Source organism: Arthrobacter sp. zg-Y1110, assembly GCF_025244865.1.
Lineage (GTDB): Bacteria > Actinomycetota > Actinomycetes > Actinomycetales > Micrococcaceae > Arthrobacter_B.
Genome location: NZ_CP104272.1, coordinates 3338319 through 3363062, shown reverse-complemented (window position 1 = coordinate 3363062; position 24744 = coordinate 3338319). Strand labels below are relative to the sequence as shown.

26 protein-coding genes are annotated in these 24744 nt (G+C 66.0%); 16 read left to right on the top strand and 10 right to left on the bottom strand.

What is annotated here, in order from left to right; genetic code table 11:
* Positions 1–11: 11 nt before the first annotated feature.
* Positions 12–1427 (bottom strand): adenylosuccinate lyase, encoded by a 1416-nt coding sequence (purB, locus tag N2K99_RS15740; RefSeq protein WP_227932738.1) that lies wholly within the window; start codon positions 1425–1427, stop codon positions 12–14.
* 268 nt (positions 1428–1695) lie between these two features.
* On the opposite strand from purB, the gene N2K99_RS15735 reads away from it, so the two are divergent.
* Together N2K99_RS15735 and N2K99_RS15730 are read left to right on the top strand one after the other, a co-directional pair.
* Positions 1696–1950, top strand: a complete 255-nt coding sequence (locus N2K99_RS15735; RefSeq protein WP_227920063.1) for a hypothetical protein — start codon at positions 1696–1698, stop codon at positions 1948–1950.
* A gap of 2 nt (positions 1951–1952) precedes the next feature.
* Complete coding sequence (locus tag N2K99_RS15730; RefSeq protein ID WP_227932739.1) at positions 1953–3290, top strand: WXG100 family type VII secretion target; 1338 nt, start codon at positions 1953–1955, stop codon at positions 3288–3290.
* Between the two features lie 38 nt (positions 3291–3328).
* Here N2K99_RS15730 and N2K99_RS15725 read toward each other — a convergent pair whose 3' ends face one another.
* Positions 3329–3760 carry a phage holin family protein gene (locus N2K99_RS15725; RefSeq protein ID WP_227920047.1) on the bottom strand — a complete coding sequence of 144 codons (432 nt, stop codon included), beginning with the start codon at positions 3758–3760 and terminating at the stop codon, positions 3329–3331.
* A gap of 41 nt (positions 3761–3801) precedes the next feature.
* Between N2K99_RS15725 and N2K99_RS15720 the strand changes: the two genes are divergently transcribed.
* The 4 genes from N2K99_RS15720 (at position 3802) to N2K99_RS15705 (ending at position 8801) form a co-directional block, all read left to right on the top strand.
* The gene (locus N2K99_RS15720) at positions 3802–4941 is read left to right on the top strand and encodes a histidinol-phosphate transaminase (RefSeq protein WP_227932740.1); all 1140 of its coding nucleotides are present in this window, start codon (positions 3802–3804) and stop codon (positions 4939–4941) included.
* Between the two features lie 143 nt (positions 4942–5084).
* Complete coding sequence (pdhA, locus tag N2K99_RS15715; RefSeq protein WP_374200019.1) at positions 5085–6308, top strand: pyruvate dehydrogenase (acetyl-transferring) E1 component subunit alpha; 1224 nt, start codon at positions 5085–5087, stop codon at positions 6306–6308.
* The gene (locus N2K99_RS15710) at positions 6305–7282 is read left to right on the top strand and encodes an alpha-ketoacid dehydrogenase subunit beta (protein ID WP_227932741.1); all 978 of its coding nucleotides are present in this window, start codon (positions 6305–6307) and stop codon (positions 7280–7282) included. Before pdhA ends, N2K99_RS15710 begins: the two co-directional genes overlap by 4 nt.
* 46 nt (positions 7283–7328) lie before the next feature.
* Positions 7329–8801 carry a dihydrolipoamide acetyltransferase family protein gene (locus N2K99_RS15705; protein WP_227932742.1) on the top strand — a complete coding sequence of 491 codons (1473 nt, stop codon included), beginning with the start codon at positions 7329–7331 and terminating at the stop codon, positions 8799–8801.
* A gap of 24 nt (positions 8802–8825) precedes the next feature.
* Here N2K99_RS15705 and N2K99_RS15700 read toward each other — a convergent pair whose 3' ends face one another.
* Positions 8826–10121, bottom strand: coding sequence for a PLP-dependent aminotransferase family protein (locus N2K99_RS15700; RefSeq protein ID WP_227932744.1), 1296 nt, complete (start codon positions 10119–10121; stop codon positions 8826–8828).
* Positions 10122–10221: 100 nt separating this feature from the next.
* Positions 10222–11190, bottom strand: a complete 969-nt coding sequence (locus N2K99_RS15695) for a helix-turn-helix transcriptional regulator (RefSeq protein ID WP_227920037.1) — start codon at positions 11188–11190, stop codon at positions 10222–10224.
* Between the two features lie 472 nt (positions 11191–11662).
* Between N2K99_RS15695 and N2K99_RS15690 the strand changes: the two genes are divergently transcribed.
* Positions 11663–12622, top strand: a complete 960-nt coding sequence (locus tag N2K99_RS15690; RefSeq protein ID WP_227920036.1) for a lantibiotic dehydratase C-terminal domain-containing protein — start codon at positions 11663–11665, stop codon at positions 12620–12622.
* 31 nt (positions 12623–12653) lie between these two features.
* On the top strand, positions 12654–12842 hold the full coding sequence (locus N2K99_RS15685; protein WP_227920034.1) for a hypothetical protein: 189 nt from the start codon (positions 12654–12656) through the stop codon (positions 12840–12842).
* Positions 12843–12908: 66 nt separating this feature from the next.
* Here N2K99_RS15685 and N2K99_RS15680 read toward each other — a convergent pair whose 3' ends face one another.
* Entirely contained in the window at positions 12909–13469 is a 561-nt protein-coding gene (locus N2K99_RS15680) for an NADPH-dependent FMN reductase (RefSeq protein ID WP_227920929.1), read from the bottom strand.
* Positions 13470–13617: 148 nt separating this feature from the next.
* On the opposite strand from N2K99_RS15680, the gene N2K99_RS15675 reads away from it, so the two are divergent.
* Positions 13618–14172: a TetR/AcrR family transcriptional regulator gene (locus N2K99_RS15675; protein ID WP_227932745.1), complete on the top strand. Its 555-nt coding sequence runs from the start codon at positions 13618–13620 to the stop codon at positions 14170–14172.
* 1 nt (position 14173) lies between these two features.
* On the opposite strand, the gene N2K99_RS15670 is transcribed toward N2K99_RS15675, so the two are convergent.
* Positions 14174–14665 carry a hypothetical protein gene (locus N2K99_RS15670; protein WP_227932746.1) on the bottom strand — a complete coding sequence of 164 codons (492 nt, stop codon included), beginning with the start codon at positions 14663–14665 and terminating at the stop codon, positions 14174–14176.
* Positions 14666–14981: 316 nt separating this feature from the next.
* On the opposite strand from N2K99_RS15670, the gene N2K99_RS15665 reads away from it, so the two are divergent.
* Positions 14982–16316, top strand: a complete 1335-nt coding sequence (locus N2K99_RS15665) for an MFS transporter (RefSeq protein WP_227920020.1) — start codon at positions 14982–14984, stop codon at positions 16314–16316.
* A 53-nt stretch (positions 16317–16369) separates the two neighbouring features.
* Here the strand turns inward: N2K99_RS15665 and ald are convergent, their stop codons facing one another.
* A complete protein-coding gene (gene ald, locus N2K99_RS15660) occupies positions 16370–17488 on the bottom strand; it encodes an alanine dehydrogenase (RefSeq protein ID WP_227920019.1) in 1119 nt (372 codons plus the stop codon).
* Between the two features lie 123 nt (positions 17489–17611).
* Positions 17612–18067: a helix-turn-helix domain-containing protein gene (locus tag N2K99_RS15655; RefSeq protein ID WP_227932747.1), complete on the bottom strand. Its 456-nt coding sequence runs from the start codon at positions 18065–18067 to the stop codon at positions 17612–17614.
* A 166-nt stretch (positions 18068–18233) separates the two neighbouring features.
* Between N2K99_RS15655 and N2K99_RS15650 the strand changes: the two genes are divergently transcribed.
* Both N2K99_RS15650 and N2K99_RS15645 read left to right on the top strand, forming a co-directional pair.
* The gene (locus tag N2K99_RS15650) at positions 18234–19379 is read left to right on the top strand and encodes an alcohol dehydrogenase catalytic domain-containing protein (RefSeq protein WP_227920011.1); all 1146 of its coding nucleotides are present in this window, start codon (positions 18234–18236) and stop codon (positions 19377–19379) included.
* Entirely contained in the window at positions 19376–20395 is a 1020-nt protein-coding gene (locus N2K99_RS15645) for an alpha/beta hydrolase (RefSeq protein ID WP_227932748.1), read from the top strand. Before N2K99_RS15650 ends, N2K99_RS15645 begins: the two co-directional genes overlap by 4 nt.
* Here N2K99_RS15645 and aceB read toward each other — a convergent pair.
* Both aceB and N2K99_RS15635 read right to left on the bottom strand, forming a co-directional pair.
* On the bottom strand, positions 20392–21990 hold the full coding sequence (gene aceB, locus N2K99_RS15640) for a malate synthase A (RefSeq protein ID WP_227920002.1): 1599 nt from the start codon (positions 21988–21990) through the stop codon (positions 20392–20394). The genes N2K99_RS15645 and aceB overlap by 4 nt on opposite strands.
* Before the next feature lie 105 nt (positions 21991–22095).
* On the bottom strand, positions 22096–22737 hold the full coding sequence (locus N2K99_RS15635) for an RNA polymerase sigma factor (RefSeq protein ID WP_227919997.1): 642 nt from the start codon (positions 22735–22737) through the stop codon (positions 22096–22098).
* 201 nt (positions 22738–22938) lie between these two features.
* Between N2K99_RS15635 and N2K99_RS15630 the strand changes: the two genes are divergently transcribed.
* From N2K99_RS15630 to N2K99_RS15615, 4 genes are read left to right on the top strand one after another with little or no spacing between them, the layout of a single operon-like run.
* Entirely contained in the window at positions 22939–23499 is a 561-nt protein-coding gene (locus tag N2K99_RS15630) for an Asp23/Gls24 family envelope stress response protein (RefSeq protein ID WP_227919993.1), read from the top strand.
* A gap of 30 nt (positions 23500–23529) precedes the next feature.
* Positions 23530–23709 carry a hypothetical protein gene (locus tag N2K99_RS15625; protein WP_227919989.1) on the top strand — a complete coding sequence of 60 codons (180 nt, stop codon included), beginning with the start codon at positions 23530–23532 and terminating at the stop codon, positions 23707–23709.
* Positions 23706–24113: an Asp23/Gls24 family envelope stress response protein gene (locus N2K99_RS15620; protein ID WP_227919985.1), complete on the top strand. Its 408-nt coding sequence runs from the start codon at positions 23706–23708 to the stop codon at positions 24111–24113. Before N2K99_RS15625 ends, N2K99_RS15620 begins: the two co-directional genes overlap by 4 nt.
* Positions 24110–24724 carry a DUF6286 domain-containing protein gene (locus N2K99_RS15615; RefSeq protein WP_227932749.1) on the top strand — a complete coding sequence of 205 codons (615 nt, stop codon included), beginning with the start codon at positions 24110–24112 and terminating at the stop codon, positions 24722–24724. The genes N2K99_RS15620 and N2K99_RS15615 overlap by 4 nt, the downstream gene beginning before the upstream one ends.
* Positions 24725–24744 lie beyond the last annotated feature (20 nt).

The following is a 24744-nucleotide window of genomic DNA, read 5'->3' as shown; positions in this document are numbered from 1 at the left end:
AAGCGGGCAGCCTACTTGAGGTGGTCCACCAGGACGTCCGCGATGCCCGTGTACTTGGCCGGGGTGAGGGCCTGCAGGCGGGCCTCCGCCTCGGCGGGAAGGCCAAGGCCGGCAACGAATTCCTTCATCCGGTCGGCGTCCACGCGGTGGCCGCGGGTGAGGTCCTTGAGCCGCTCATAGGGGTTTTCCATGCCCTCAACGCCGGCCACGGCTTCGGCGCGCATCACCATCTGGATGGCTTCCCCGAGCACCTCCCAGTTGGAGTCCAGGTCAGATGCCAGGACCTGCTCGGCGACGTGCAGCCGCTGGAGTCCCTTGGCGACGTTGGAAACGGCCAGCACCGAGTGTCCGAAGGCCACGCCGATGTTGCGCTGCGAGGAGGAGTCGGTGAGATCGCGCTGCCAGCGGGAGGTGACCAGGGTGGAAGCCAGCGTGTCCAGCAGGCCGTTGGAGATTTCCAGGTTTGCTTCGGCGTTCTCGAAGCGGATCGGATTGACCTTGTGCGGCATGGTGGAGGAGCCGGTGGCGCCTTCCACGGGGACCTGCGCGAAGTAGCCAATGGAGATGTAGCTCCAGACGTCCGTGCAGAAGTTGTGCAGGATGCGGTTGAAGCGGGCGATGTCTGCGTAGAGCTCTGCCTGCCAGTCGTGGGATTCGATCTGCGTGGTCAGCGGATTCCAGGCCAGGCCCAGGCCTTCCACGAAGCTGCGGGCCACCTGCTGCCAGTCGGTCTGCGGAGCCGCTGCGTAGTGGGCGGCGTACGTTCCGGTGGCGCCGTTGATCTTGCCCAGGAACTCAGTGTTGCGGATCCGGCGCAGCTGGCGGGTGAGGCGGTGGACGGTGACGGCCAGTTCCTTGCCCAAAGTGGTGGGGGTGGCCGGCTGTCCGTGCGTCCGGGACAGCATGGGCACAGTGCGGGTGTCCTCCGCCATCGCGGCGATCTGGTCCACCAGATTCTGCGCCGCCGGCAGCCAGACGTTTTCGACGGCGCCCTTGATGCCGAGGGCGTAGGAAAGGTTGTTGATGTCTTCGGACGTGCAGCCGAAGTGCACCAGGCTCTTCAGGTTCTCGAGACCGAGGGCCGGCAGCCTGTCGGCAATGTAGTACTCGACGGCCTTGACGTCGTGCACGGTGCGCTTTTCAATTTCGCCCAGCTCGGCCACGGAGTTGCCGTCGAAGCTCGTCACGATTTCCCGCAGCTGGTTCTGCTGGTCCTCTGTAAGCGGCGCGGTGCCCGGCAGGACGGCGTGGGAGGTCAGGTGAATCAGCCATTCCACCTCCACATGGGTCCGGTCCCGGTTCAGCGCGGCTTCGGACAGGTAGTCCACCAGCGGTGCGGTGGCGCTGCGGTAGCGGCCGTCCAGCGGGCCCAGGGCGATAGCGGGGGTTACGGAGGCGAGGGATACACGGGGTTCGGATTCGGCCATGCGGTAATTCTTTCATGCCGGGGCAGCGACGTTGGTGTGTGACTCATCGCTGCTCGGCGGTTTTGCCCTGGCCGGCCACTGTCCCTCGACAGCCGGGCGCCGCCGCACACAGGCCCGGTTCTTTCCACCGGAGGTGTGCGGAACGCCGCGGTCCGGTGACATGCCCGGCACCCTTGAGGGACCGGCGTCGTTCTTGAGCAGTCCCCGTCCCCGGAAGGCCTGGGCCGGGTCAGGTTGGCTGTGGACGCTACGTCACCCGTGGGAGGAAATGATGAACCAAATGGCTGCTGCGGCCTACGCGGCGGAGACGGAACGGTTGCTTTTGGCGTTCGCAGTAGAAACCGACGAGCTGGAGCGCGAGGTTGCCGCCGCCGCAGTCGTCCAGTGGGAGTCTCCCGCGGCAGACGCGTTTCGGCAGGAGCTCCTGGCCGTAGCGCAGCGGTTCCCCGACGTTTCGCTGCAGCTGCGGTTCGCCGCGGGCGAGCTGCAGCAGGATCCGCTCATGTTGGCTGCGGGGAGCTGACCATGGCGGAGATAGGAACCTGCGACCGGCCGTTGTACGAGGTGCGGGGCGGGGCCGCAGGTCTCCTGGTCCAGTACGAGGACCTGGTCCGGGTTGCGGGCAGGCTGGAGTCGACCACGGACCGCCTGCGGCTGCTCGGGCAGAGGGTGACGGAGCTTTGGCTGGAAATGGGCGGGTGGGGCGGAAGTTCGGCGACGGCCCGGGTCAGGTTGCGGATACTGGAGGCGGCCCAGACCCTGAAAACCTCCGCTGCCGCCGTCGATGCCCTTACGGACGGGGTGCGCGAAAGTGCCCGTGCCTATGCGGAAGCGGAAGGCCGGATTAAGGAACGGACGCCTTCCATCGGCCTGTTCCCGGTGAACCCCTGGTTTGCCCGCGGCCCCTATCCGCGGGCTGAGTGGTGGTTCCCCACCCTGCGCCAGTCGGAGATGGGCCTTGCCGATCCGGCCTCCGAAACCTTGATGAACGCTGCTTTGCTCCTGCTTTACGGAGCCGGGAGGGGGAAGCTGCGGCCAGTGGAGGTATCCGAGCTGCCCGGTGAACAAGGCCGCGTACGCCTGGACGGAACTGCTGCCGGCCTGCTGGAGCGGTCGGAGGTGCTGTTGCGGGAAAACAGGCCAGGCGTGATCGAAGTCCTCCCGGTCACGGGGAGCGACGGAAAGAAGACGTTTGTTGTCACCCTTCCCGGTACGCAGAGCCCCGGCATTTCCCCCGGAAGCGAGAACCCGTTCGATGCCATGGGCGTCTTCGAACCGTCCCTGAAAGACAGTTCGTACGTTACGGCGGGAGTGCGGGAGGCCTTGCGGCTGGCCGGGGCTGAAGCGGAGGACGCCGTCATCCTTTCCGGCTACAGCCAGGGCGGGGACCACGCCATCCGCGTTGCCGCATACTTGGCCGAGGAAAGCGAGTACAACGTGGCGTACCTGCTGACCGCAGGCAGCCACACGGGAGCCGCGGACCTGCCCCCGGGCGTCCCCGCACTGCACCTGGAGCATGTGCAGGACTGGGTGCCCGGGATCGACGGCATCCCGAATCCTGACACACCGGACCGGGTCACCATGACACTGACCGATCCGGCGGCCACTCCCGAGGGCGAGGACGCCGGTTTGGGTCCCGGGCACCGGCTGGACAATTACCGCCGGGGTGCCGCACTCGCAGACGCCAGTGATGATGCGTCGCTGCGGGCGGCTGTGGCATCCCTCGGTGCCGCTGTCGCAGCCGGAAGCGTTGCCACCAGGCACTTGTACCGTCTCTCCAGGGAAGAACTGCCGCAGCGGGAAGTGAGGGTTGTGCCGAGGCCTTCGCCGGGGAAGGACTACCGTCCGCCCGTCGGGCCCTAGCATCCGGACGACCGAAGCGGTTCGCCTCCCGCTTGCGGCTAGTCGCGGCTCCGGCTGTAGCTCCGGTTCCGGCTCCGCCCGCCAGTGACCGTATCCAGGACCAGCGACACAAGGCTGATGACAACAGCGCCCAGAACGGCTGTCCAGAAGAAGGAATCAACCTCGAAGCGGATGGGCGTGTAGCTGCTGAGCCAGGCGGTGAGCTCGAGCATGGCGGCATTGATGACTATGCGGAACAACCCCAGGGTCAGGATGGCCAACGGCAAGGTCAGTCCCTGTGCGATGGGACGGACCAGGGCGTTCACCACGCCGAAAATCAGGCCCACAAAAAGATACGCGAGCACCGTATCTATCACCGGATCACCGCTGAGGCTCCCGGTCGGCGCGCTCACCGTGAGGCCCGGCAAAAGCCACCCGGCTACCCAGAGGGCAACGGCGTTCAGGACTATCCGCAGCAACAGAGAGAACATGCCCCCATGCTGGCAGAAAATGGACCATTACTGTTAACGCCATGACCACTACCGAGAATGACACCGACGCAGCTGAAGTTCCCGCACCCGGCATCGCCCCACGGCCTGTTATCGGGCAGCTGCCCCAATACGCCGCGGGCAAGCCGCCGGTGGTTGTAGAAGGACTTCAGAGCTACAAACTCTCTTCCAACGAGAACCCGTTCCCGCCGCTGCCGGCCGTGTTGGATGCGATAAACGAAGCCGCTACGGTGAACCGCTATCCGGATCCGCTTTCCACTGCCCTGCGCAATGAACTCTCCACCTTCCTGGACGTTCCAGCGGAAGACATTGTGACCGGCGGCGGCAGCTTGGGAGCACTGAACCAGTTGCTCGCCACCTTTGCCGGACAGAACCCGGACGGAGCAGCAGACGAGGTTATCTACCCCTGGCGTTCCTTCGAGGCGTACCCCATCAGCGTTGGCCTGGCCGGTGCCCGGAGCGTCCAGGTACCGCTGAACTCCGACGGCACTCACAACCTGGCAGCCATGGCCGAGGCGGTCACGGAACGGACCAAGGTGATCCTGCTGTGCACCCCCAACAACCCGACCGGCCCGGTCCTGACGACAGCACAGGTAGAGGACTTCCTCCGACGGATTCCCACCAACATCATTGTGGTCATCGATGAAGCGTATGAGGATTTCGTGCGGGACGATGACGCCGTCAACGGTGTCGAAATGTACCGCAAGCATCCCAACGTTGTGGTGCTGAGGACCTTCTCCAAGGGTGCAGGACTGGCCGGACTGCGCGTGGGCTATTCCATTGCGCACGAGCCGATCACCGAGCACCTCCGGGTAGCGGCAGTCCCGTTTGCCGTGTCCACCATCGCCGAACAGGCAGCTGTGGCCTCCCTCCGGCACCACGACCAAATTGTGGAGAGAATACAAGGACTCGTCGCCGAGCGGACCCGGGTGGTGGAGGGGCTGGAGGCGCTGGGATGGTCCATTCCGGCTGCGCAGGGGAACTTTGTCTGGCTGGCCCTGGGCGAAAACACCCCCGAGTTTGCAGCGCTGGCAGGGGAACAGGCACTGGCTGTCAGGGCCTTTGGCAACGAAGGTGTGAGAGTGACCATCGGCGAAGAGGAAGCAAACACGCGGTTCCTGGCGTTATGTGCGACTTATACAAAAGGCCCGCGCGTTTCCTAGCGTGTCTTAGGTAGGGGCGGAAGCCGCGCCGTCGTTAGGCTTTGGAAGGTAACTTCCACTTATATGCGACACAGGGAATGTATTCCCTACGAAGTATATTTCCAGCGCGGTGCGGCTTTCGGCTGTCCAGGCAAGGAGAAGGCATGGACGTAGGACATTTGCCGGCCAGTGAGTTCGACTCGGCCGGACTAGAGCAATCCCTCATGGGCGCTCCGGAGGAAAACCCTGTCCCGGACATGGTTCAGCTGCTGAGTATCGACGGCGAGCTCCTGCAGGACGATACCTATGGCAGCTACGTCCAGGGCCTGACTTCCGAGGAACTCCGCGGGTTCTACCGCGACATGTTCCTGGTCCGACGGTTCGATGAAGAAGCCACCGCCCTTCAGCGGCAGGGCGAACTGGTGATGTGGGTTCCGCTCACCGGCCAGGAAGGCGCGCAGATCGGTTCCGGCAGGGCCCTGAAGCCGCAGGATTACGTATTCCCCACCTACCGGGAACACGGCGTCGCCTACACCCGGGGCCTGGAACTCGCCCAGCTGCTCCGGCGCTTCCGCGGCATTTCCCACGGAGGCTGGGACCCCCGCGAAGTCAATTTCCACCTCTACACGCTGGTGCTGGCCGCCCAGGTGCCGCACGCCGTCGGCTATGCCATGGGAATGGCCCGTGACCGGCTGACGAACCCCAAGCTGCCCGAGGCAGCCACTGTCGCGTACTTCGGCGACGGGGCGAGCTCCGAAGGCGACGTGCATGAAGGCATGGTCTTTGCCGCGTCCTACAACGCGCCGGTGGTCTTCTTCTGCCAGAACAACCACTGGGCCATCTCCGTGCCCACCGAAGTCCAGTCGCGCATCCCCTTGGCCAATCGGGCACAGGGCTACGGCTTCCCCGGAGTGCGCGTTGACGGCAACGACGTCCTGGCCGTCCACGCCGTGACGCGCTGGGCGCTGGAGCACGCCCGTTCGGGCGGTGGTCCGGTGCTCATTGAAGCCTTCACCTACCGGATGAGCGCGCATACGACGGCGGATGACCCCACCAAATACCGCCTCAGCGCCGACGAGGAAGCCTGGCTGGACCGGGACCCGTTGCTTCGGATGGAAAAGTACCTGCGCAGCCAGGGGCTTGCCGATGATGCGTTCTTTGAGGACCTCCGCGAGGAGGGCCGCAACATGGCCGTCCGGCTTCGCGAGAACGTCCAGCAGATGGAGGCGCCGGGCTTTGAAGACGCCTTCGCCGATGTCTACGCAGAGGCCCATCCGCTGATCCGCGAAGAGCTGGATGAGCATCGCCGGTACGAAGCCGGATTCGCCAGCGCCGACGACGCCAGCCCCGCCACCACCAACCCCGCCGCCCCGGAGCACACCGCATGAGCACCACCATGACCATGGCCAAGGCCATCAACGCCGGTCTGCGCGCAGCCCTCGAATCCCACCCGAACTCCCTGCTGATGGGCGAGGACATCGGTTCCCTGGGCGGCGTGTACCGGGTCACCGAGGGCCTGAAGGCAGACTTCGGTGCGGACCGCGTTATGGACACGCCGCTGGCCGAATCCGGAATCATCGGGACCGCGATCGGCCTGGCCCTGCGCGGCTACCTGCCCGTCTGCGAAATCCAGTTCGACGGGTTCGTCTTCCCGGGCTTCAACCAGATCACCACCCAGCTGGCGAAAATGCACTCCCGCAGCGAGGGGGCGCTCAACGCACCCGTGGTCATCCGGATCCCGTACGGCGGCGGCATCGGCTCCATCGAACACCACTCGGAATCGCCCGAAGCGCTCTTTGCCCACACTGCAGGGCTGCGCATCATCACGCCGTCGAACCCCCAGGACGCCTACTGGATGATCCAGCAGGCCGTGGCCTGCAAGGACCCGGTCATCGTCTTCGAACCCAAGCGCCGATACTGGCTCAAGGGCGACGTCGACACCACCGCACCGACGTCGGATCCGTTCTCTGCCCATATTGTCCGCGAAGGAACCGACGCAACCATCGTCGCCTACGGCCCGCTGGTCCCCGTCGCCCTGGCAGCGGCCGCAGCGGCTGAAGAGGACGGACGGTCCGTCGAGGTGGTGGATCTGCGGTCCATTTCGCCCATCGACTTCGACACCGTGACCGAGTCCGTGCGGAAGACGGGACGGCTGATTGTCACCCACGAAGCCCCTACCTTCGGCGGGATCGGCGGCGAGATCGCCGCACGGGTGGCGGAACGCGCCTTCCTGTCCCTGGAAGCTCCGGTGCTTCGCGTGGGTGGCTTCCACATGCCCTACCCGGTAGCGAAGGTCGAGGAACATTACCTTCCGGACATCGACCGCCTGCTTGAGGCGCTGGACCGCTCCTTCGCCTACTGATGCGCCTGCCCGCCCGCCTACATCCCATGACGAAGAACGAGTTGCAATGACTGAAAAGACATTCCGCCTGCCGGACGTGGGTGAAGGCCTGACCGAAGCCGATATCGTGCAGTGGAAGGTGTCGCCGGGGGACACGGTTGCCGTCAATGACGTGATCGTGGAAATCGAAACGGCGAAGTCCCTGGTGGAACTTCCCTCCCCGTTCGCCGGCACGGTCTCTGCCCTGATGGTTGCGGAAGGCGAGACGGTCGACGTCGGCACGCCCATCATCAGCGTGACGGTCGACGACGGCGCCGGGCCCAAGGCGCCGACGGCGGCAGGGGAGCCTGCAGCGTCCGCCACGGAAGAGGTTCCCGCGGAAACAAATCCCATGCCGTCCGCACCGGCAGGGGAAGCTCCGGCAGCCTCGCTGACCGGCACCGGCCCCAAGCCGGACGCGGTGCGTCGTCGCCCGCGCCGCCCCGTGTCCTCCGGCGCGCCGGCGGCCGCGAAGCCGGAACCAGCCGCACGGCCGGCTGCGGCCGCTCCCGCCGCCCCGGCTCCCGCTCCTGCCGATCCCGCAACTCCCGCATCTCCGGCGGCTTCGGCCCCGGCGTCGTCCGGAACCGCAGCAGTCCAGGACCGGGTCAACCGGCTGATCCAGCGCGTGCTGGCCAAACCGCCGGTACGCAAGGCTGCCAAGGATCTGGGCATCAACCTGTCGGACGTCACCGCCACCGGAGCCAGCGGCGAGGTGACCAAGCAGGACCTGATCAGCTACCAGGCCCAGCGTGAAGCAGAGCGCGAGTCGGCCGGCGAGTTCTGGTCCCCGGGTGCCGGTGCCATTGATTCGCGGATTGAACGGATCCCCGTCAAGGGCGTGCGCCGCGCCACTGCAAAGGCGATGGTGGAAAGCGCCTTCAGCGCACCCCACGTCAGCATCTTCGTCGATGTGGATGCGTCCCGGACCATGGAGTTCGTGAAGCGGCTGAAGGCGGCCAAGGACTTTGAAGGCATCCGGGTTTCACCGCTGCTGATCCTGGCGAAGGCCGTCATCTGGGCGGCCGCACGGAATCCCTCCGTCAACGCCACCTGGGCCGGCGACGAGATCCTGGTAAAGCACTTCATGAACCTCGGTATTGCGGCGGCCACCCCGCGGGGACTGATGGTGCCGAACATCAAGGACGCGCAGGAACTGTCCCTGAAGGAACTCGCAATCGCCCTCAACACCCTGGCGGCAACGGCCCGAGAGGGACGGACCCCGCCGGCCGATATGCGGGGCGGCACGCTGACCGTCACCAACATCGGATCGCTGGGCATCGACACAGGCACCCCGATCATCAATCCCGGCGAGGTGGCCATCGTGGCGTTCGGCACCATCAAGCAGAAGCCCTGGGTGGTTGACGGCGAGGTGGTGCCGCGCTGGATCACCACCCTGGGCGGCTCCTTCGACCACCGCGTGGTCGACGGCGACCTGTCTGCCCGCTTCATGGCGGACGTCGCCTCAATCCTGGAAGAGCCTGCACTGCTCCTGGATTAGGCACTTACGGCACCGGGCGGGTCTTCAGCGAACCCTTACGGCGTCGACGGCGGCACTCAGGATCGGTGCAAGCCGGCGCACACCCTCGGCTATGTCTTCGGAGGAGACCGCGCTGAAGGCCAGCCGCAGCTTGTTGGAGGGGCCCTCGCCGGGCGTGAATGCCGCGCCCGGAATGAAAACCGTCCCGGCGTCGATCGCTTCATAGAGCAGGGGATAGGTGTCCACACCCTCGGGCAGCGTCACCCAGATGAAGAACCCGCCGTCCGGCCGGGTCCACGTGACGCCCGCGGGCATGTGTTCGTCCAATGCGTCCAGCATCGCGGAGCACCGCTCGGCGTAGAGGCTGCGGGAGCTGCGCACATGGCCCATCCAGTCGTACTCGCGCAGGTACGCGGAGACCAGCATCTGGGTCAAAGGCGAGGGGCAGAGGACCACGGCCTCGCAGGCGAGGTAGAACCGCCGGTAAAGGTGGCGGGGGACCAGCGCCCAGCCGAGCCGGACTCCGGGGGCGAAGATCTTGGAGAACGAGCCCAAATACAGCACGTCCTGGGCGTTCCCTGCCCGCATCGGGGTCAGGGGTTCGCCGTCGAACCGGAGGAGGCCGTAGGGATTGTCCTCAAGGATCAGGATGTTGTTCCGCCGGCAGATTTCCACCACCGCCTGCCGGCGGTCGGCGGTCAGGGTGACGCCGCTGGGATTGTTGAAGCTCGGGATCGTATAGAGCAGCTTGATGGTTTTGCCTTCGGCACGTACCTCGCGGATCCGCTGCTCGAGTGCCTCCGGAACGAGGCCGCCGTCGTCCATCGGAACGGTGCGTACGTCCACCTCGTAGGCCTCGAAGGCATTCAGTGCCCCTACGTACGTGGGATCCTCGCAGAGGATGACGTCTCCTGGATCGCAGAAGACCTTGGCGGCGACATCCTGCGCGGACTGCGAACCGGTGGTGATGACGATGTCGGCCGGATCGGCGTCGAGGATGCCCTCGGCAGCCATGACCTCGCATGCCTGCGTGCGCAGCTCTTCCATCCCCTGCCCGCCGCCGTACTGCAGCGCCTCCAGCCCGTGTTCCGCAATAATGCGCTGGGCGGTCCGGCCGAGGTCTTCCAGTGGGAGCGAACGCAGATAGGGGCTCCCGCCTGCCAGGGAAATCAGGCCCGGACGGATGGAAATGTCGAAGACATCCCGTACCGCGGACTGCTTGATGTGGAAGGCGCGGTTGGAGAACAGCACCTCGTGGCGATGGGAGCCGGCGGCGCGTTCCAAAGCGGCCATGGTGTCAACGGGCAGTTCTACGGCATCGGAGAATTCCTCGCGGGTCATGCCACCCATGCTAACCCCAATAGTTGACCGTCAGGCAACGGCTGTTTAGTACACCAACCCCCGGCCTCGGGTCCGGCTGAACCCGGTCAGCCGGCGGAGCTTAGATCCAGCCGGCCTTGTGGGCCTTGATACCGGCCTGGAACCGGCTCTCGGCACCCAGCTCCTCCAGCATCCAGGCGATGTGGCGGCGGCAGGTCCGCACACTGATGCCAACCCGTCGGGCAATGGCTTCATCCGAATAACCGGAGGCCAGCGCCGTGAGGACGGACCGCTGGGTGCTGGTGAGTCCCTCCCTGCCGGGGTCGTCAATCAGGAACGGCTCCGCCAAGCCCCATGCAAACTCGAAGAGCAACCCGAAGATGCGGATCAGATTGGTATCCCGCACTACCAGCCCGGCAACGTCGCCGGGGTGCAGATCCCGGGCCACCACCGCCACTTTGTCATCGAAAATCAGGGTTCTCAGCGGCATATAGGGAAGGGTGCGGAACTGCCCTCCTGCTTGGGTAATAACTTCTACGGCCTTGCGGGTGGGCACATGGTCCCGCGTGCTCGCGTGGTACAGCGTTTGCCGGCGGACGCCGCTGCGCAGGAGATCCAGGTCCTTCTGCACGCTTTCCTCGTGGATGTCTGCGTTGGCACCCTGTCCCGGACGGGCGATCAGGACACGGTCGGTGGCGCTGCGCCCGTACTCGATCAGTACCCGCTGGACTTTCTCCTGGTCCTCGACCACCTCCACCGATGAATCGGCGGCCAAACGCTTGCGTGCCTCGGCGTAGGCCGGGGTCAATGCCGCCATTTCCCGCCGGCGGGTGCTGATTCTTCCGCGCAGTTCCAGCAGCGTCCGTTCGTCCGGATCCACCAGTTCTGCGAGTGCAACATCAGGGGAAACCGCCGTGTAGCTCGGGCAGTCCGCGTCCTGCTGCAGCAGGAGGCAGCTTGCGGTCAGTTCGGAGATGGCGCCGTCGATTACCTTGCTGGTGTACCCCAAGGCCTCGGAAGCCTCCTCCGCCGTCCACCCCGGACGGCTTACGGCAAAGCGGTAGACGTCGAGCGAAACCTGAGACAGCACGGCGAATCCTTTCAACGCATCAGCTGTAGCCCCCACAGCTACCCTACCCATGGGGCCCGGTTTCGGGGCCCCATGTGACAAAAGTGTTTTATGACGGCAACACACTTTGGAATGCAGGACATGGCCGGTTAATGCCAACGACGCCGGCGCCGAGCTCCTGCCGCGGAAAACCTCAGGTCATGGCGCTTTCTTATCCCGGCTGCAGCCGGGATAAGGAACCTGCCGGGTCCACATCCGGACATGTCAGGAACCGGGCAGCGGAGGCTATTTACAGGCCGTGCAGCGGCGGGGGAAGCTTTCGGAGTCAAATCAAGGCGCCGGCTGAGCAACAGCCCAAGACCCAAGGGGGATAGCGATCATGAAGAGCTGGGATTGGTTCTAACTGAGGGCCCCCAAGGGGTCAAACACAAGTAACTAGAACACTGCAAGGCCGCCCAGTGGCGGTAACCGCACCCCGAGGGGAAAGACGCATATGAGCCAGCTAGCTGCAGTTCGACCAGCCTCACGGACGCAACCGGGCACTCATTGGTGGTCGCTCTCCATTCATACCGGGGGCTTTGATGTAGCGGACGGCATCATCGGAGAACTGGTTACCCCGCTGGCGGCTCAGGCCCAGGTTCTGGGTGCGCAGCGCTGGTATTTCACGCGGTGCACGGACCCGGCCAACGCACACGTAAAACTCCGGGTGCTGGCACCTTCGAGCACGCTGGACCGGCTGCAGTCGCTGTTGGTGGCCCTGCAGGACCAGTCCAGCGGTGTCATCGGGCACCTGGAAACCAGCCAGCAGTTCAGCGAGCCGGCGACGGACCGGCTCAGCCCGGGCGGCGGTGAACCGCAGGACCCGCGCGTCGAAGCAGACCTAGCGAAATACGGCGGCGTGGAGGGCCTTTCCCTCGCCGAAGAGGTATTTGAGCTCTCTTCCGATCTGGCGAGTTGGGCCACCGCGCGCTTTCCCAAGGTCCAGAACCGCTGGGCACTTGGATCGCTCCTGCTGTTCGATGCGGCCCGGAGCATGATGAAAGGCCCCCGGGCATCAGCATGGCCGGACCGGCGCCGCCTCTCTTGGGACTACTACTGGGACAGTCACCTGCGCAGCTGCACGGCAGGGTTCGGCCCGCGGGCCGCCGGTGTACGGCAGGCCATGACGGTCCAGGTGGGCGCAAAGGTCATGCCGACCCACCGGCTGATGGCAGCGACGGCAGCGGAATCCGCCGTCGAAAACTGGCGGCGACGCTGGTTCCGGGGCATCGACACGTATTTGTATCGGGCGGACAAGGCCCGGCTCAGCCGAAGCGCCCAGCACCTGACGGTCTACCAGGCGCACATGCTTCTGAACCGCCTGGGCCTGAGCCTCCGCGAGGAAGCGGCCATGGGATTGTACGCACGGACCTGGAGTCCGGAACGGGAATCAGTTCTGCTCGATAAGCGCTGAACCTGCGCACTATGGGAAGGGGGCCCATCCGGTGGCCGATCATGAAGAAGTAGTGGTAGCGGACGCGCAGGAGCTCGGCTCGGTCCTCGGTTGCTCGGAAGACGTCCTGGCGGATCTGAAGAACAGCGGAGTCCTGGCGCCCTACGGCGAAGCCTGGAATGTCGGCCCGGCGCGTGAATACCTGAGGGACGCGGCCTGGGCGGACGAGGTCTGGTACTAGCAGGACGCCGAACGCAGAAGAGGGACGGACCAGTAGCGGTCCGTCCCTCTTTTCTGTCTGCTGTGGCTAGGCTACGGAGACTGAAGCCTCAGCCAGAACGCGGACGGCCTCGCCGAGCTGGGCAACGGTGTCCGGGTCGTCCTGCGGGTGCAGTCCGGCGTAACGCGTTACGGATCCGCCGATGGCCAGGCGTACTTCCTCGACTACGCGGGCGCCGGCAATACCGACCGACTTGCGGGCATCGTCCTGCGCCCAAACGCCGCCGTACTGGCCGAAGGCGGCACCGATGACGGCGGTGGGCATACCGGAGATGGCGCCTGCGCCGAAGGGGCGGGACAGCCAGTCAATGGCGTTCTTCAGCACTGCAGGCATGGTGCCGTTGTACTCGGGGCTGATCAGCAGCAGGCCGTCGGACGCAGCGGCTGCGTCGCGCAGTACCTGTGCTGCCTCCGGGACGAGCCCCTCCACATCAATGTCCTCGTTGTAGAACGGAATTTCGCCCAACCCGTCAAAGAGCTTCACTTCGACGCCTTCCGGAGCGCCGGCGGCAGCGGCTTCAGCGAGCTGGCGGTTGATGGAACCGGCGCGGAGGCTGCCGACGAGGGTCAGGATGGTGGTGCTCAAAATTGGAACTCCTGTCTTGGCCGCGCCGCCTTGGGGGCACGGGCACGGATTCTTCTTCAAGGCCTTAAGCGGACTACAGTCCGATTTTATTCCCCACGGCGCTACACTGGCCCGCATGGGCGGGAGAGGACCATCACAAGCGGGTATCCGAGTGGATGCCGCCCGGAATCATCACCGCCTGCTCGAAGCGGCTTTGGAACTCGTAGCCGCCGGCGGTGCGGACGCCTTGACGATGGATGATCTTGCCGAGCGGGCCCGGGTGGGCAAGGGGACGGTGTTCCGGCGCTTCGGCTCGCGTGCCGGCTTGATGCAGGCGCTGCTGGACCATGCCGAGCAGGGTTTCCGGACGGCCTACCTGTTCGGCCCGCCCCCGCTGGGGCCAGGAGCGCCGCCCAGGGACCGGCTGCTCGCCTTCGGCCGGGCACGGTTGGCATCGCTGACCGTGACCGGAGAGCTGGCCCGGGCGGCCGACGTCGATCCCCGGACCCGCTACCAGCATCCATCCCGAAGCCTTGCCCGCCGGCACCTTGCCGGGCTGCTCCGGCTGGCCGGTACGGTTCCGGACCCGGAACTCGCCGCCTACCAGTTGATGGCCTTCCTGGATGCAGGCCTGCTTCTCCACCTGCGGGCTGAGGAAGGCATGAGCCTGCCCCGCTTGGAGAAGGGGTGGGAGGAGCTGGTGGGCGCACTCGCCCGCCCCGGGTAGCTCAGGGTTCCTGGTGCGTCCCGCCTTCGGGCTGCTCGAGCCGAAGCGAGGAGATAAGGGCGCGTAGCGCCTGCCGCAGTTCCTGGCTGTCCTCTGCGTCCAAGGTCGCTTCCGCCTGTGCCAGATTGGCGCACTCCATGACTTTGACGCCCGCCTCGGTAACCGACCAGGTCCCGGACCCGTCCCGGGCGGAGTATCCGCAGGACTGGAGGTTTAGAAGATCGCTCCGAATAGCCGTTGAGGACTGGCCGGTCGTCTCGGCCAGCACGGCTTCCGTAGCAGCAGCCGAGGCAAGGCATCCAAGCAGGTGAAAGCTGCCCTGGTTCAGGCCGAACCGTTCCAGCGCACTGTCTGAGGCAAGGTGGGTCACATGGGCAGCTGCCGAAAGGAGGCGGGGGAAGTAGCCGGGTGCCGCGCCGGGTTCGGAACCGGAGGCGGGGTTCGGGCCGGATGGAAGGCCTGAAGCTGTTTCGTCCTCGCGGGCCCCAGTCACGCTGCGGCCCTGGATGTGCGGGGGCTGGCAGTCAAGCGCGTAATCGGAGTGCTAGTGGCGCTTAGGAAAAAGGCGTCGCGGGGGCAGACGTGGCAAAACGGCACTGGTTCCTCGGAGGTTTTAAAGGTTGGGTGCGGCTGGCAAACAGCCTGTGGCCACGTCTTGACCAATGGTCATCCTATTGTGAAGTATCCACGCCGGACAAGCGGGCTCAGGAGGCGCCGCGGCCTGCTAGGCCGGTGCCGGGTCCGTAACGATTCCGACGTCCGGCGACATGGAATCTTTTAGTGACGTAGTTCTCAGTTAGCTTTGTTTGGTGCAAATTAAGGAACGGATCGAAGATTCGCGGATGAGCCCCCGGCAGGTGGCTATTATCGCCATCTGCACCACCCTTTATATGATCGACGGCTTCGATGTCCTGGTCATGGCCTTCAGTGCCAGCCATGTGGCCGAAGAATGGGGACTGAACGGTGCACAGCTGGGCTACCTGCTCAGCGCCGCTCTGGTGGGCATGGCCGTCGGATCCATCTTCGTCTCGACGGTCTCCGACATTATCGGGCGCCAGAAAACGCTGCTGATCGGCGTCTGCATTGTCGCCGCCGGCATGCTGGCCTCCTACTTCGCCCCGAATTATGCGGTGCTGCTGATTCTGCGCCTCCTGACGGGCGTGGCCATTGGAACGCTCCAGTCCACCATCAGCGTTTTTGCCTCTGAGTTCTCCAACGCCAAGCGCCGATCCACCGCCCTGTCCCTCGTCAGCATCGGGCAGCCGATCGGCGGCGTCCTCGGCGGCCTGATCAGCGGTGTCCTGATCAGCCAATACGGCTGGCGTTCCGCGTTCCTGTTCGGCGCCGTCGTCACCCTCCTGATGATCCCGCTGGTGATGAAGGTATTCCCGGAATCCGTCGACTATCTGTTGACCCGCCGGCCGGCTGGCGCACTGGAACGAGTCAACCGCAGCCTGCGGGCCATCGGGCAGCCTGCCGTGGATGTGCTGCCGGAATCCGTCACCGTCGAGCAGAACAAATCCCGTTTTGCGGATGTCCTTACCGGTTACAACGCGCGCCGAACCATCCTGCTGGCCCTGGCCTACTTTGTCCTCATGGCGAGCTTCTACTTCGCGAACTCCTGGACCCCTCGACTTATTGCGGAAAGCGGTTTTACCGCCCAGGACGGCATCAACGCAGGTGTGCTCTTCAGCGTCGGCGCGATTGTCGGCGGCGTCCTGCTGGGCTTGCTGGGGGCACGCTTCCCCATGCGCAAGGTCCTGGCCGTGTTCTTCGTGATTGGGGCCGCCACCTTCGTCGTGTTCGCCAACTCGACCAACGGTTCGCTTGGCTGGGCCCTGTTCGCGGCAGCGCTGGTAGGGTTCGGCTCCAATGCGCCCATCGCCGGCATGTTGGCGATCAGCCCCACCTATTACACGAGCGAGGTCCGCGGCACCGCCCTGGGACTGGTGATCGGCATGGGCCGCATCGGCGCCATCATCTCGCCGATCCTTGCCGGTTCCCTGATGGACGGCGGATGGACGCCCGGAGATCTGTACTTCCTGTTCGTTATCCCAATGGCGCTGGGCGCCGTCATCATTTCCATGCTGGGCCAGCCGGTCCTTCGCGGACCCAGCCCCAAGGCTGCCGCACCGGTCCATTAACAGCCGCCGTCCGGTCCGCACGGCTGCGGACCGGACGGTCGCCGGTGGAACTGCTAGGAAGTCACCAGATCAGGCCACTCCGAGGCCAGCTCCAGCCCGTGGGCTGCAGAGACCGATGAGTGGGTGACCCGGCCGCCGGCGATATTGAGCCCGTGCGCGAGGTCCGGGTGCTTCTCAAAGGCGCCGGCCACACCGAGGCTGGCCAGCGAAACCGCGTACGGCAGGGTCACGTTGGTCAACGCGTAGGTGGACGTATTCGGAACCGCACCGGGCATGTTGGCCACGCAGTAGAACAGGGAGCCGTGCACCCGGAAGGTCGGATCTTCGTGCGTGGTGGGGTGGCTGTCTTCGAAGCAGCCGCCCTGGTCCACCGCGATGTCCACCAGCACGCTTCCCGGTTTCATCCGCGAAACCATCTCATTGGTGACCAGCTTCGGAGCCCGTGCCCCGGGGACCAGTACCGAGCCGATCACCAGGTCCGCATCCACCACGGCCCGCTCGATCTCGAAAGCGTTGGATGCCACCGTCTTGATCCGGCCGGCATACAGCTCATCGAGTTCCCGCAGCCGGTCGATATTGATGTCCAGGACCGTAACGTCCGCATGGGCGCCTACGGCCGCCGCCGCCGCGTTGGTCCCGGCCACTCCGGCCCCCAGCACCACGACCTTGGCCGGCCGGACACCCGGAACGCCGCCCAGCAGCAGGCCTGGCCCGCCCGCCGGGGCCATCATGGACTGCGCACCCACCTGGACCGAAAGCCGCCCGGCTACTTCGGACATGGGCGCCAGCAGGGGGAGGGCCCGGCCGCGCTGCACGGTCTCATAGGCGATCGCCGTGACTCCGCGGTCCAGCAGTGCAGCCGTCAGCTCCGGCTCCGCCGCCAGATGCAGGTAAGTGAAGAGGATCAGGCCCGGCCGGAAATGCCGGTATTCGGCGGCAATGGGCTCCTTGACCTTGAGGATCATGGCTGCCTGCGCCCAGACGTCGTCGGCTGAGTCCAGGATCTGCGCCCCGGCGGCGGTGTATTCCGCGTCCGTAATGTTCGAGCCGGTGCCGGCACCGCTTTGTACCAGCACCTGGTGGCCATGGGAGCGCAGCTCGTGCACGCCCGAGGCGGTTATTGCTACACGGAATTCATTGTTCTTGATTTCCTTGGGGATACCGATGATCACAGTATTGCTCCGTCAGTAGGGTCAGCCGGCGGGGTGTCCGCCGACACATCCCCAGCATAGGTCCCCGCCACACGGCCGTGCAGTGGCACCGGGAGCCGGTTTTCCACCGGCGGACTTCCGGTATCAGGAGCCGGGAGCCTCCGCGCTGTTCGCGGTTGCTTCCCCGGCTGCCTTGGCTGCCCTCGCGGCCTGCGATTCGAGCCAGGCCTGGACGTCCTCCATCCGGATGCGGCGGTGCGAACCGCGGTATTGGACCGGGATAATCCCGGCATCCGTCAGGTTGCGCAGGTAGGTATGCGAGATGCCGGCGGCAGCGGCCGCCTGGGAAGTGGTCAGCAGCGGCACAGATCCGGCCGGAAGCGGCGGATCCACCGGCGCCGCCGGCTCCGAGGACACGGTCACGGGGGCGCCCGCCGCGAGACGCGACAGCAGGTCCAGCACAGCGTCCCGGGCGGCGTCGGGCAGCCGCAGCGCCGTTCCGTCCACGAAGACGGTGACATCGCCGGCAGCCAGCGCGCGCTTCAGCGCAAGGGTGTCTTTGTCCGGCAGCGCCGGTACGGTCCTGGAACTCTCATTCATGGCCCTAATCTTGCCAGTGGAATGGCGGGCGGGCGGGCACCGATGCCGTGTTGAGGCGGTTCGGGCAGTGGAAACAGCGGGACGGCCCGGGTTCTTCGTGGTGGAATAGGGCTGGCGTATCGAAAGGGACCGGAAGCCGGTTCGAAATTTACTCGAGGGAGAGTTCATGGGCACCGAGAGCACCAGGTCCATCCGCGGCGCGGTCCTGCAGACCATCGGCGCCCCGCGCCCCTACGCTCAGTCCCGGCCGGTGGTGGTCCAGGACCTCCAGCTGCAGCCGCCCGGGCCCGGTGAAATCATGGTGCGCATCGAGGCTGCCAGCCTGTGCCACTCGGACCTGTCGGTGGTGAACGGCAGCCGGGTGAGGCCGCTGCCCATGCTGCTCGGGCACGAGGCCGCGGGAAAGGTGGAGGAGCTGGGCGAGGGCGTGGACGACCTCGCCGTCGGACAGCGCGTGGTGATGGCTTTCCTGCCCCGCTGCGGTGAATGTGCAGGCTGCCGGACCGAGGGCAAGATGCCCTGCATCCCGGGATCCGCAGCGAATAATGCCGGTACGCTGCTCGACGGCGGGATGCGGCTGACCGCCGCGGACGGCGGCGAAGTACGCCATCACCTCGGCGTCTCCGGCTTCGCCACGCATGCCGTGGTCAACCGGAAGTCAGTGGTGCCCGTAGATGACGACATCCCGCCGCACGTGGCAGCCCTGCTGGGGTGCGCCGTCCTCACCGGAGGCGGCGCGGTGCTGAACCCGGCCCGTCCGGGCAAGGACGACGACGTCGCGATCGTCGGGCTCGGCGGCGTCGGCATGGCTGCGCTCCTGACGGCACTGTCCCTGGATGTGCACAGTGTGATCGGCATTGACTCATTGCCGGAGAAACTGGCACGCGCCCGGGAGCTCGGCGCCGACGAGGTGTACACGCCGCAGGAGGCGCTCGACGCCGGCATCCGCCCCGTCCTGGTGATCGAGGCTGCCGGGCATCCCCGCGCCTTCGAAACGGCCGTACGGATCACCGCCCCCGGGGGTACCACCGTCACGGTAGGGCTGCCGGCCCCGGACCAAACCTCCGAAATCACGCCGCTGACGCTGACCGCCGAAGCCCGGACCATCATCGGCAGCTACCTCGGTTCCGCCGTTCCCGCCCGGGACATCCCGGTTTACGCGCAGCTGTGGCGGGAGGGAAAACTGCCGGTGGAGGAACTGGTCTCCTCCACCATTGCACTGGAGGACATCAACTCGGCCATGGATACCCTGGCGGACGGCCTCGCCATCCGCCAGGTCATCCGCTTCGAGCCGGACGGCGCTTCTGCATGAGCAAACCGCGCCCCCGGCGCATGTGGGAACCGGACATCCTGGGCGAGGGATTCGACCAGCTGACCCTGGACCTGCCCGGCGGCAAGGTTGCCACCCTGGTCCGCTACACGCCGCCGGATCCGCTGTCGGGCCCAACACCGTCCGGCCCGACGCCGGATGTCCTCTACGTGCACGGCTGGTCGGACTACTTCTTCCAGACCGAACTGGCGCGCTACTGGGCGGGGCAGGGCGCGCGGTTCTTCGCCCTTGACCTGCACAACTACGGGCGGAGCCTCCGCCCGGGGGAGGAACCCGGATACGTCCAGGACCTCCGCGACTATGACGCGGATGTGGGTGCAGCACTGGAAGCCATGGGGCAGGACGCGGCAGACGCCGGACCGCTGATCCTGCTTGGGCACTCCACCGGCGGCCTGACGCTGGCGCTCTGGGCGCAGCGCCACCCCGGCCGGGCCGCAGCCCTGATCCTGAACAGCCCGTGGCTGGAATTCCAGGCCACGGAACTGGCCCGCCGGGTTATTTCACCGCTTGTCAGCCTGGAGGCACAGCATCACCCGCGCCGCCCGTTGCCGCCGGTTGACCCCGGAATCTACACCCGGACGGTGTCTGCGGCGTTCGGCGGGGAATGGCATTACGACACCGACTGGCGTCCCGTGCGGGGTTTCCCGGTCACGGTCGCTTTCCTGCATGCAGTGTTCTCCGCCCAGGCAACGGTCGCCGCGGGACTGCAGCTGCAGCTGCCCGTGCTGGTGCTGCTGTCAGACAACAGCTACCTGCATCCGCGCTGGTCGGAAGATGCGGCGCGCTCCGACGTCGTGCTGGACGTCAACGTGGTGGCTCACCGCTCGCTCTCCCTGGGCTCCACCGTGAGCGTGGACCGGATCTCCAATGCGATGCACGACGTGTTCCTGTCGGCACCGGCGGTCCGGGCCCAGGCGTACAACGCAATCACCCGCTGGGGGAGCGGTTACCTGCGGGCCCTGCCGCACTTCGGCAAGGCCCGCCCGCCCGAGGGCTAGTCGATCAGCTCGTACGCCGGCAGGGTCAGGAAGTCCGTGTAGTCCTTGGACAGGCTGATCTCCCCGATGATCCGGCTGGCCGGCTCGAAGTAACCCGTGAACATTTCGTCCGACACCTCTCCGCGCAGCCGTTCCGTTTCTTCGGCCAGGATCCGGCTGACCAATTCCTCGGTGACGGTCTCGCCGGTATCCTCGAGCACCACGTTGTTGCGGACCTGCTGCCAGACCTGGGAGCGGGAAATCTCCGCAGTGGCCGCGTCCTCCATCAGGTTGCGGATGGCGACGGCACCGTTGCCGGAGAGCCAGACGGCAACGTAGTTGATGGCCACATAGAGGTTGGACCGCAGTCCTGCTTCCGTGATGGAGCCTCCGGCGGTGCTGACATCGAGCAGGTCGGTGGCCGTCACGGACACGTCCTCGCGCTGGCGGTCCACCTGGTTCGGCTTGTCGCCCAGGACGTCGTCGAAGACCTCCCGGCAGACGGGCACCAGGTCCGGGTGGGCCACCCAGGAACCGTCAAACCCGTCCCCGGCCTCACGGGTTTTGTCGGCCTTCACTTTCTCCAGTGCGCTTGCAGTGATTTCGGGTTCGCGGCGGTTGGGAATGAAGGCGGCCATACCGCCCATGGCGAAGGCGCCGCGGCGGTGGCAGGTCTTCACCAGCAGTTCGGTGTAGGCGCGCATGAAGGGTGCAGTCATGGAGACGTCGGCCCGGTCCGGCAGCAGATAGGCCTTCCCTGCATCACGGAAGACCTTGATCATGCTGAAGAGGTAATCCCAGCGCCCGGCGTTCAGGCCGGAGGCGTGATCGCGCAGTTCGTAGAGGATCTCCTCCATTTCGAAGGCGGCCGGAATGGTCTCGATCAGGACGGTGGCGCGGACGGAGCCCTGCGGCACGCCCACGTACTCCTCGGAGAAGTTGAAGACGTCGTTCCAGAGGCGTGCCTCCAGGTGGCTTTCCATCTTGGGAAGGTAGTAGTACGGTCCCTGTCCGTTGTCCAGCAGGTGCCGGGCATTGGAGAAGAAGTGGAGTCCGAAATCCACCAGGGCGCCAACGGCGGGTTCGCCGTCGATCAGCACATGCTTTTCGGGCAGGTGCCATCCGCGCGGGCGCATTACGACGACGGCGAGCGGGGCATCGGTGCGCAGCGCATACTCCTTGCCCTCGGGTGAGGTGAAGGAGAGGTCGTTGCGTGCGGCACGGTAGAGGTTCACCTGCGAATCCACCACGTTGTGCCAGGTGGGGGTGCAGGCATCTTCAAGGTCGGCCAGCCAGACCTTGGCGCCGGAGTTCAGGGCATTGATGGCCATTTTGGCGGGGGAAGCCGGGCCGGTCATTTCCACCCGGCGGTCCTGCAGCGCGGCGGGCGCCTCGGCCACCTTCCAGTCCCCGCTGCGGATATCGGCGGTCTCGGGCAGGAAATCCAGCCGGCCGGTGGAGGCGGCTTCCTCGCGGCGGACGGAGCGGGCGGCAAGCCGCTCGTCGCGGGTGCTGCGGAAGCGGCGGTGGAGTTCCTCGATGAATTCCAGCGCTTCGGGGGTCAGGATGTGTTCCGATCCTTCGGCGGGCGAGGAGTCGGTTACTTCAATGGCCATAATGATTCTCCCTGTGGCAATGCCGGTGGACAGCAAATAAAAGTGATGCCGGTTACTTCTTCCGTATCGTGGATATTATTGTCTGGGAAGTGGAATTACAAGGGATTACCGCCAGGGCGTCATGGCTGCTGATAGGTGTTCGCGGGCCCGGAACAACCGTCCGCGCACGGCCTGCGGGCTGATGCTCAGCGCAGCGCCGATCTCCGCATAGCTCTGTCCATGGATTTCACGCAGGAGCCAGCAGGCCCGCTGATCCGCAGGAAGCAGGGAGAGGGCCCGCCGAAGCGCCTCCAATTCTGCCGCCACCTCCGCCGTCCGGTGCGGATCCGCTTCCCGGTCCGGGTCGCGGGCGGTGGCAACCGCGGCAGCGTCAGCCAGCGGATCGGCGCCCGGCAGGTCCTGCGGGTGGGAGGTGCGGTGCCGAAGCACGTCCAGGCAGCGGTTGGTTGCCGTCCGGTAGACCCAGCCGCCGAAGGCTTCCTCCCGGTTCAAGGTCGGGAGCATCCGCCAGCCGGCCGTCAGCGTGTCCTGCACGACGTCCTCGGCATCACCGCGGTCCCGAAGCATGCGGTAGGCGAGGCGGAACAACCTGCGCTGGTAAATGGCCACCAGATACTCGAAGGCGGGCAGGTCTCCTCCGCGGGCCAGGGCGACCAGGGCGGCCTCGTCCGGATGCCGGTTCCCTGGCCCGGTGCGCGGGGATCTCCCGCCGTTATGCGCCGCCTGCGGCAGCTCGGATCCCGCCATGGTGTCCCTGTCCCGTCCGGCAGCGGCCGGACGTGGGTCGATTGTCCCAGAACGGGGGCCATGACGGAATAACCGCAGGACGGGCAGGGCGAAAGACGGTTGAAGTCCCGGTTCTGCCGTGACGATTCGGGCCTTCGCGCGTCATTAACTCTGTAAGGGACGCGCGCGGTGCATCCGCAATGAACGCAGGAGATGATTCCCATGGCAGATCCATCAAAGACAGCGGGGGCAACGTCCGCTACGGCCCATCCCCAGGGTGCCCAGAGTATGCAGACCGGACAGGGTTCTCCCCAGGGGCAGGGCAGCTCCTCTGCCTCGCCGTCGACTGACGCCGAGCGCCGGACCGGACCGCTGCACACACCCCGGGGCGACACCACCATCGAGGAAACCGTGGTGCAGAAGCTGGCCGGCATGGCCACCCGCGAGGTGCCGGGCGTGCATGCCATGGGCAATGCCGCCCGGCGGGCCTTCAGCTCCATGACCGAGAGGATCCCGGGTTCACAGACCAACGTCAGCAACGGCGTCACGGTGGAAAAGGGTGAACGCCAGGCCGCGATCGACGTCAGCATCGTGGTGGAGTACGGCTTTTCCGTGGTGGAGGTGAGCCAGGGCATCCGGCGCAACGTCATCCGGTCCGTGGAAAACGCCACCGGCCTGGAAGTGCTGGAGGTGAACGTGAATGTCACCGATGTCCACCTGCCGGATGAGAACGAGGACCAGGACGACCAGCAGCCTTCCAGCCAGTCCAAGAGCCTGGAGTAAGGGCCGTACAACAACCAAAAGGAGGACTCCATGTCCGCAACGCGGTGGTGTCTGTTAATCGGGCTGGTGCTGGGAATCGTGCTGGCCTTCGGCGGTTGGCTGGCCTTCCTCATTACGCTGCTGTTCGGCCTGATCGGGCTGCTGGTGGGGTTGGTGGCGGATGGGAAGGTGGACGTGGCGGGAATGCTCGGTAAAGCGTCAAGCCGATGAGCATTCCCTCGGCACTGCCGTCGCTGCATTCGGGGCGGGATGCCGATGACCGCGGCGAAACCGTCCTGGCCCGGCGGGTGCTGGAGAAAACGGCCAGCCAGGTAGCCCGGGATGAAACGTTTGCCGGCGGAAGCTCCGGAGGATTCCTCGGTATCGGCAGCCGCGCGGATCTTTCCGCACGGCCGGATGCCAGCGTGGAGTTGGCCGGAAACGTCGCCAGCCTCAAGGTCACTGTGGGGTTGCCGTATCCGATGCCGCTGCGCCAGGCCACCGAACAACTGCGCCGCCGGATCACGGAGCGGGTCACCGAGCTGACCGGAGTCCAGGTGCGGCAGGTGGACATTACGGTTGCCTGGCTGAAGCCGCCGCAGCGGGATACGCGTGGTCGAAGGAAACTGCAATGAACGCGAAGATCCCGCCGCCGGTGTCCATGCGGCGCAGGCCCAGCCGCTCCGTTCCCGCAGCAATTTCCGCCATCGTGATGCTGGCGCTTGGTGTGGGCCTGGTCTGGGCCGCCGTCGCCCGCCTTCTTCAGGAGAGTTGGCCGGCCTTCGTGACGGAACTGCTGCGTTGGCTCTCCGAGACCGGGTGGGACAGCACCCGGGGCTGGACGGGCGCCGTAGTGCTGCTCCTGATCGGGTTGATCCTGCTGCTGTGCGGAATGGTCCCCGGAGACTTCTCCGCACTGCCGCTGCGGGCCAAGCCGGTGAATATGCCGGGGCTGCCCGGAGCGGGGGAATCGGGCGGCGTTCCGTCGGTCCGGGGCGGGGAAACCGTGGTGATGAGCCGGCGCGCAGTCGCGCGGTTGGCGGCATCCACCTGCGACCACATTGACGGGGTGGCCTCCGCCTCCGCGACGGCGTCCTCGCGCAAGGTCCATCTGGACGTGAGGACGGCGCTGCACGGCACCACCGATTTGCAGCACTGGGTGGTGGACGGGGTACGCTCCCGCCTGGCCGCCACCGGACTGGATCCGGTGCCGGAAGTCACGGCAACCATCCGCACGCGGGACTGACAGCCGGAACCAGGACAGGA

Bases quoted from the DNA above. Each gene is read 5' to 3' on its own strand.
- purB (WP_227932738.1), bottom strand. From the start codon at position 1,427: ATGGCCGAATCCGAACCCCGTGTATCCCTCGCCTCCGTAACCCCCGCT.
- N2K99_RS15735 (WP_227920063.1), top strand. From the start codon at position 1,696: ATGATGAACCAAATGGCTGCTGCGGCCTACGCGGCGGAGACGGAACGG.
- N2K99_RS15730 (WP_227932739.1), top strand. From the start codon at position 1,953: ATGGCGGAGATAGGAACCTGCGACCGGCCGTTGTACGAGGTGCGGGGC.
- N2K99_RS15725 (WP_227920047.1), bottom strand. From the start codon at position 3,760: ATGTTCTCTCTGTTGCTGCGGATAGTCCTGAACGCCGTTGCCCTCTGG.
- N2K99_RS15720 (WP_227932740.1), top strand. From the start codon at position 3,802: ATGACCACTACCGAGAATGACACCGACGCAGCTGAAGTTCCCGCACCC.
- pdhA (WP_374200019.1), top strand. From the start codon at position 5,085: ATGGACGTAGGACATTTGCCGGCCAGTGAGTTCGACTCGGCCGGACTA.
- N2K99_RS15710 (WP_227932741.1), top strand. From the start codon at position 6,305: ATGAGCACCACCATGACCATGGCCAAGGCCATCAACGCCGGTCTGCGC.
- N2K99_RS15705 (WP_227932742.1), top strand. From the start codon at position 7,329: ATGACTGAAAAGACATTCCGCCTGCCGGACGTGGGTGAAGGCCTGACC.
- N2K99_RS15700 (WP_227932744.1), bottom strand. From the start codon at position 10,121: ATGACCCGCGAGGAATTCTCCGATGCCGTAGAACTGCCCGTTGACACC.
- N2K99_RS15690 (WP_227920036.1), top strand. From the start codon at position 11,663: ATGAGCCAGCTAGCTGCAGTTCGACCAGCCTCACGGACGCAACCGGGC.
- N2K99_RS15655 (WP_227932747.1), bottom strand. From the start codon at position 18,067: ATGAATGAGAGTTCCAGGACCGTACCGGCGCTGCCGGACAAAGACACC.
- N2K99_RS15650 (WP_227920011.1), top strand. From the start codon at position 18,234: ATGGGCACCGAGAGCACCAGGTCCATCCGCGGCGCGGTCCTGCAGACC.
- N2K99_RS15645 (WP_227932748.1), top strand. From the start codon at position 19,376: ATGAGCAAACCGCGCCCCCGGCGCATGTGGGAACCGGACATCCTGGGC.
- aceB (WP_227920002.1), bottom strand. From the start codon at position 21,990: ATGGCCATTGAAGTAACCGACTCCTCGCCCGCCGAAGGATCGGAACAC.
- N2K99_RS15635 (WP_227919997.1), bottom strand. From the start codon at position 22,737: ATGGCGGGATCCGAGCTGCCGCAGGCGGCGCATAACGGCGGGAGATCC.
- N2K99_RS15630 (WP_227919993.1), top strand. From the start codon at position 22,939: ATGGCAGATCCATCAAAGACAGCGGGGGCAACGTCCGCTACGGCCCAT.
- N2K99_RS15625 (WP_227919989.1), top strand. From the start codon at position 23,530: ATGTCCGCAACGCGGTGGTGTCTGTTAATCGGGCTGGTGCTGGGAATC.
- N2K99_RS15620 (WP_227919985.1), top strand. From the start codon at position 23,706: ATGAGCATTCCCTCGGCACTGCCGTCGCTGCATTCGGGGCGGGATGCC.
- N2K99_RS15615 (WP_227932749.1), top strand. From the start codon at position 24,110: ATGAACGCGAAGATCCCGCCGCCGGTGTCCATGCGGCGCAGGCCCAGC.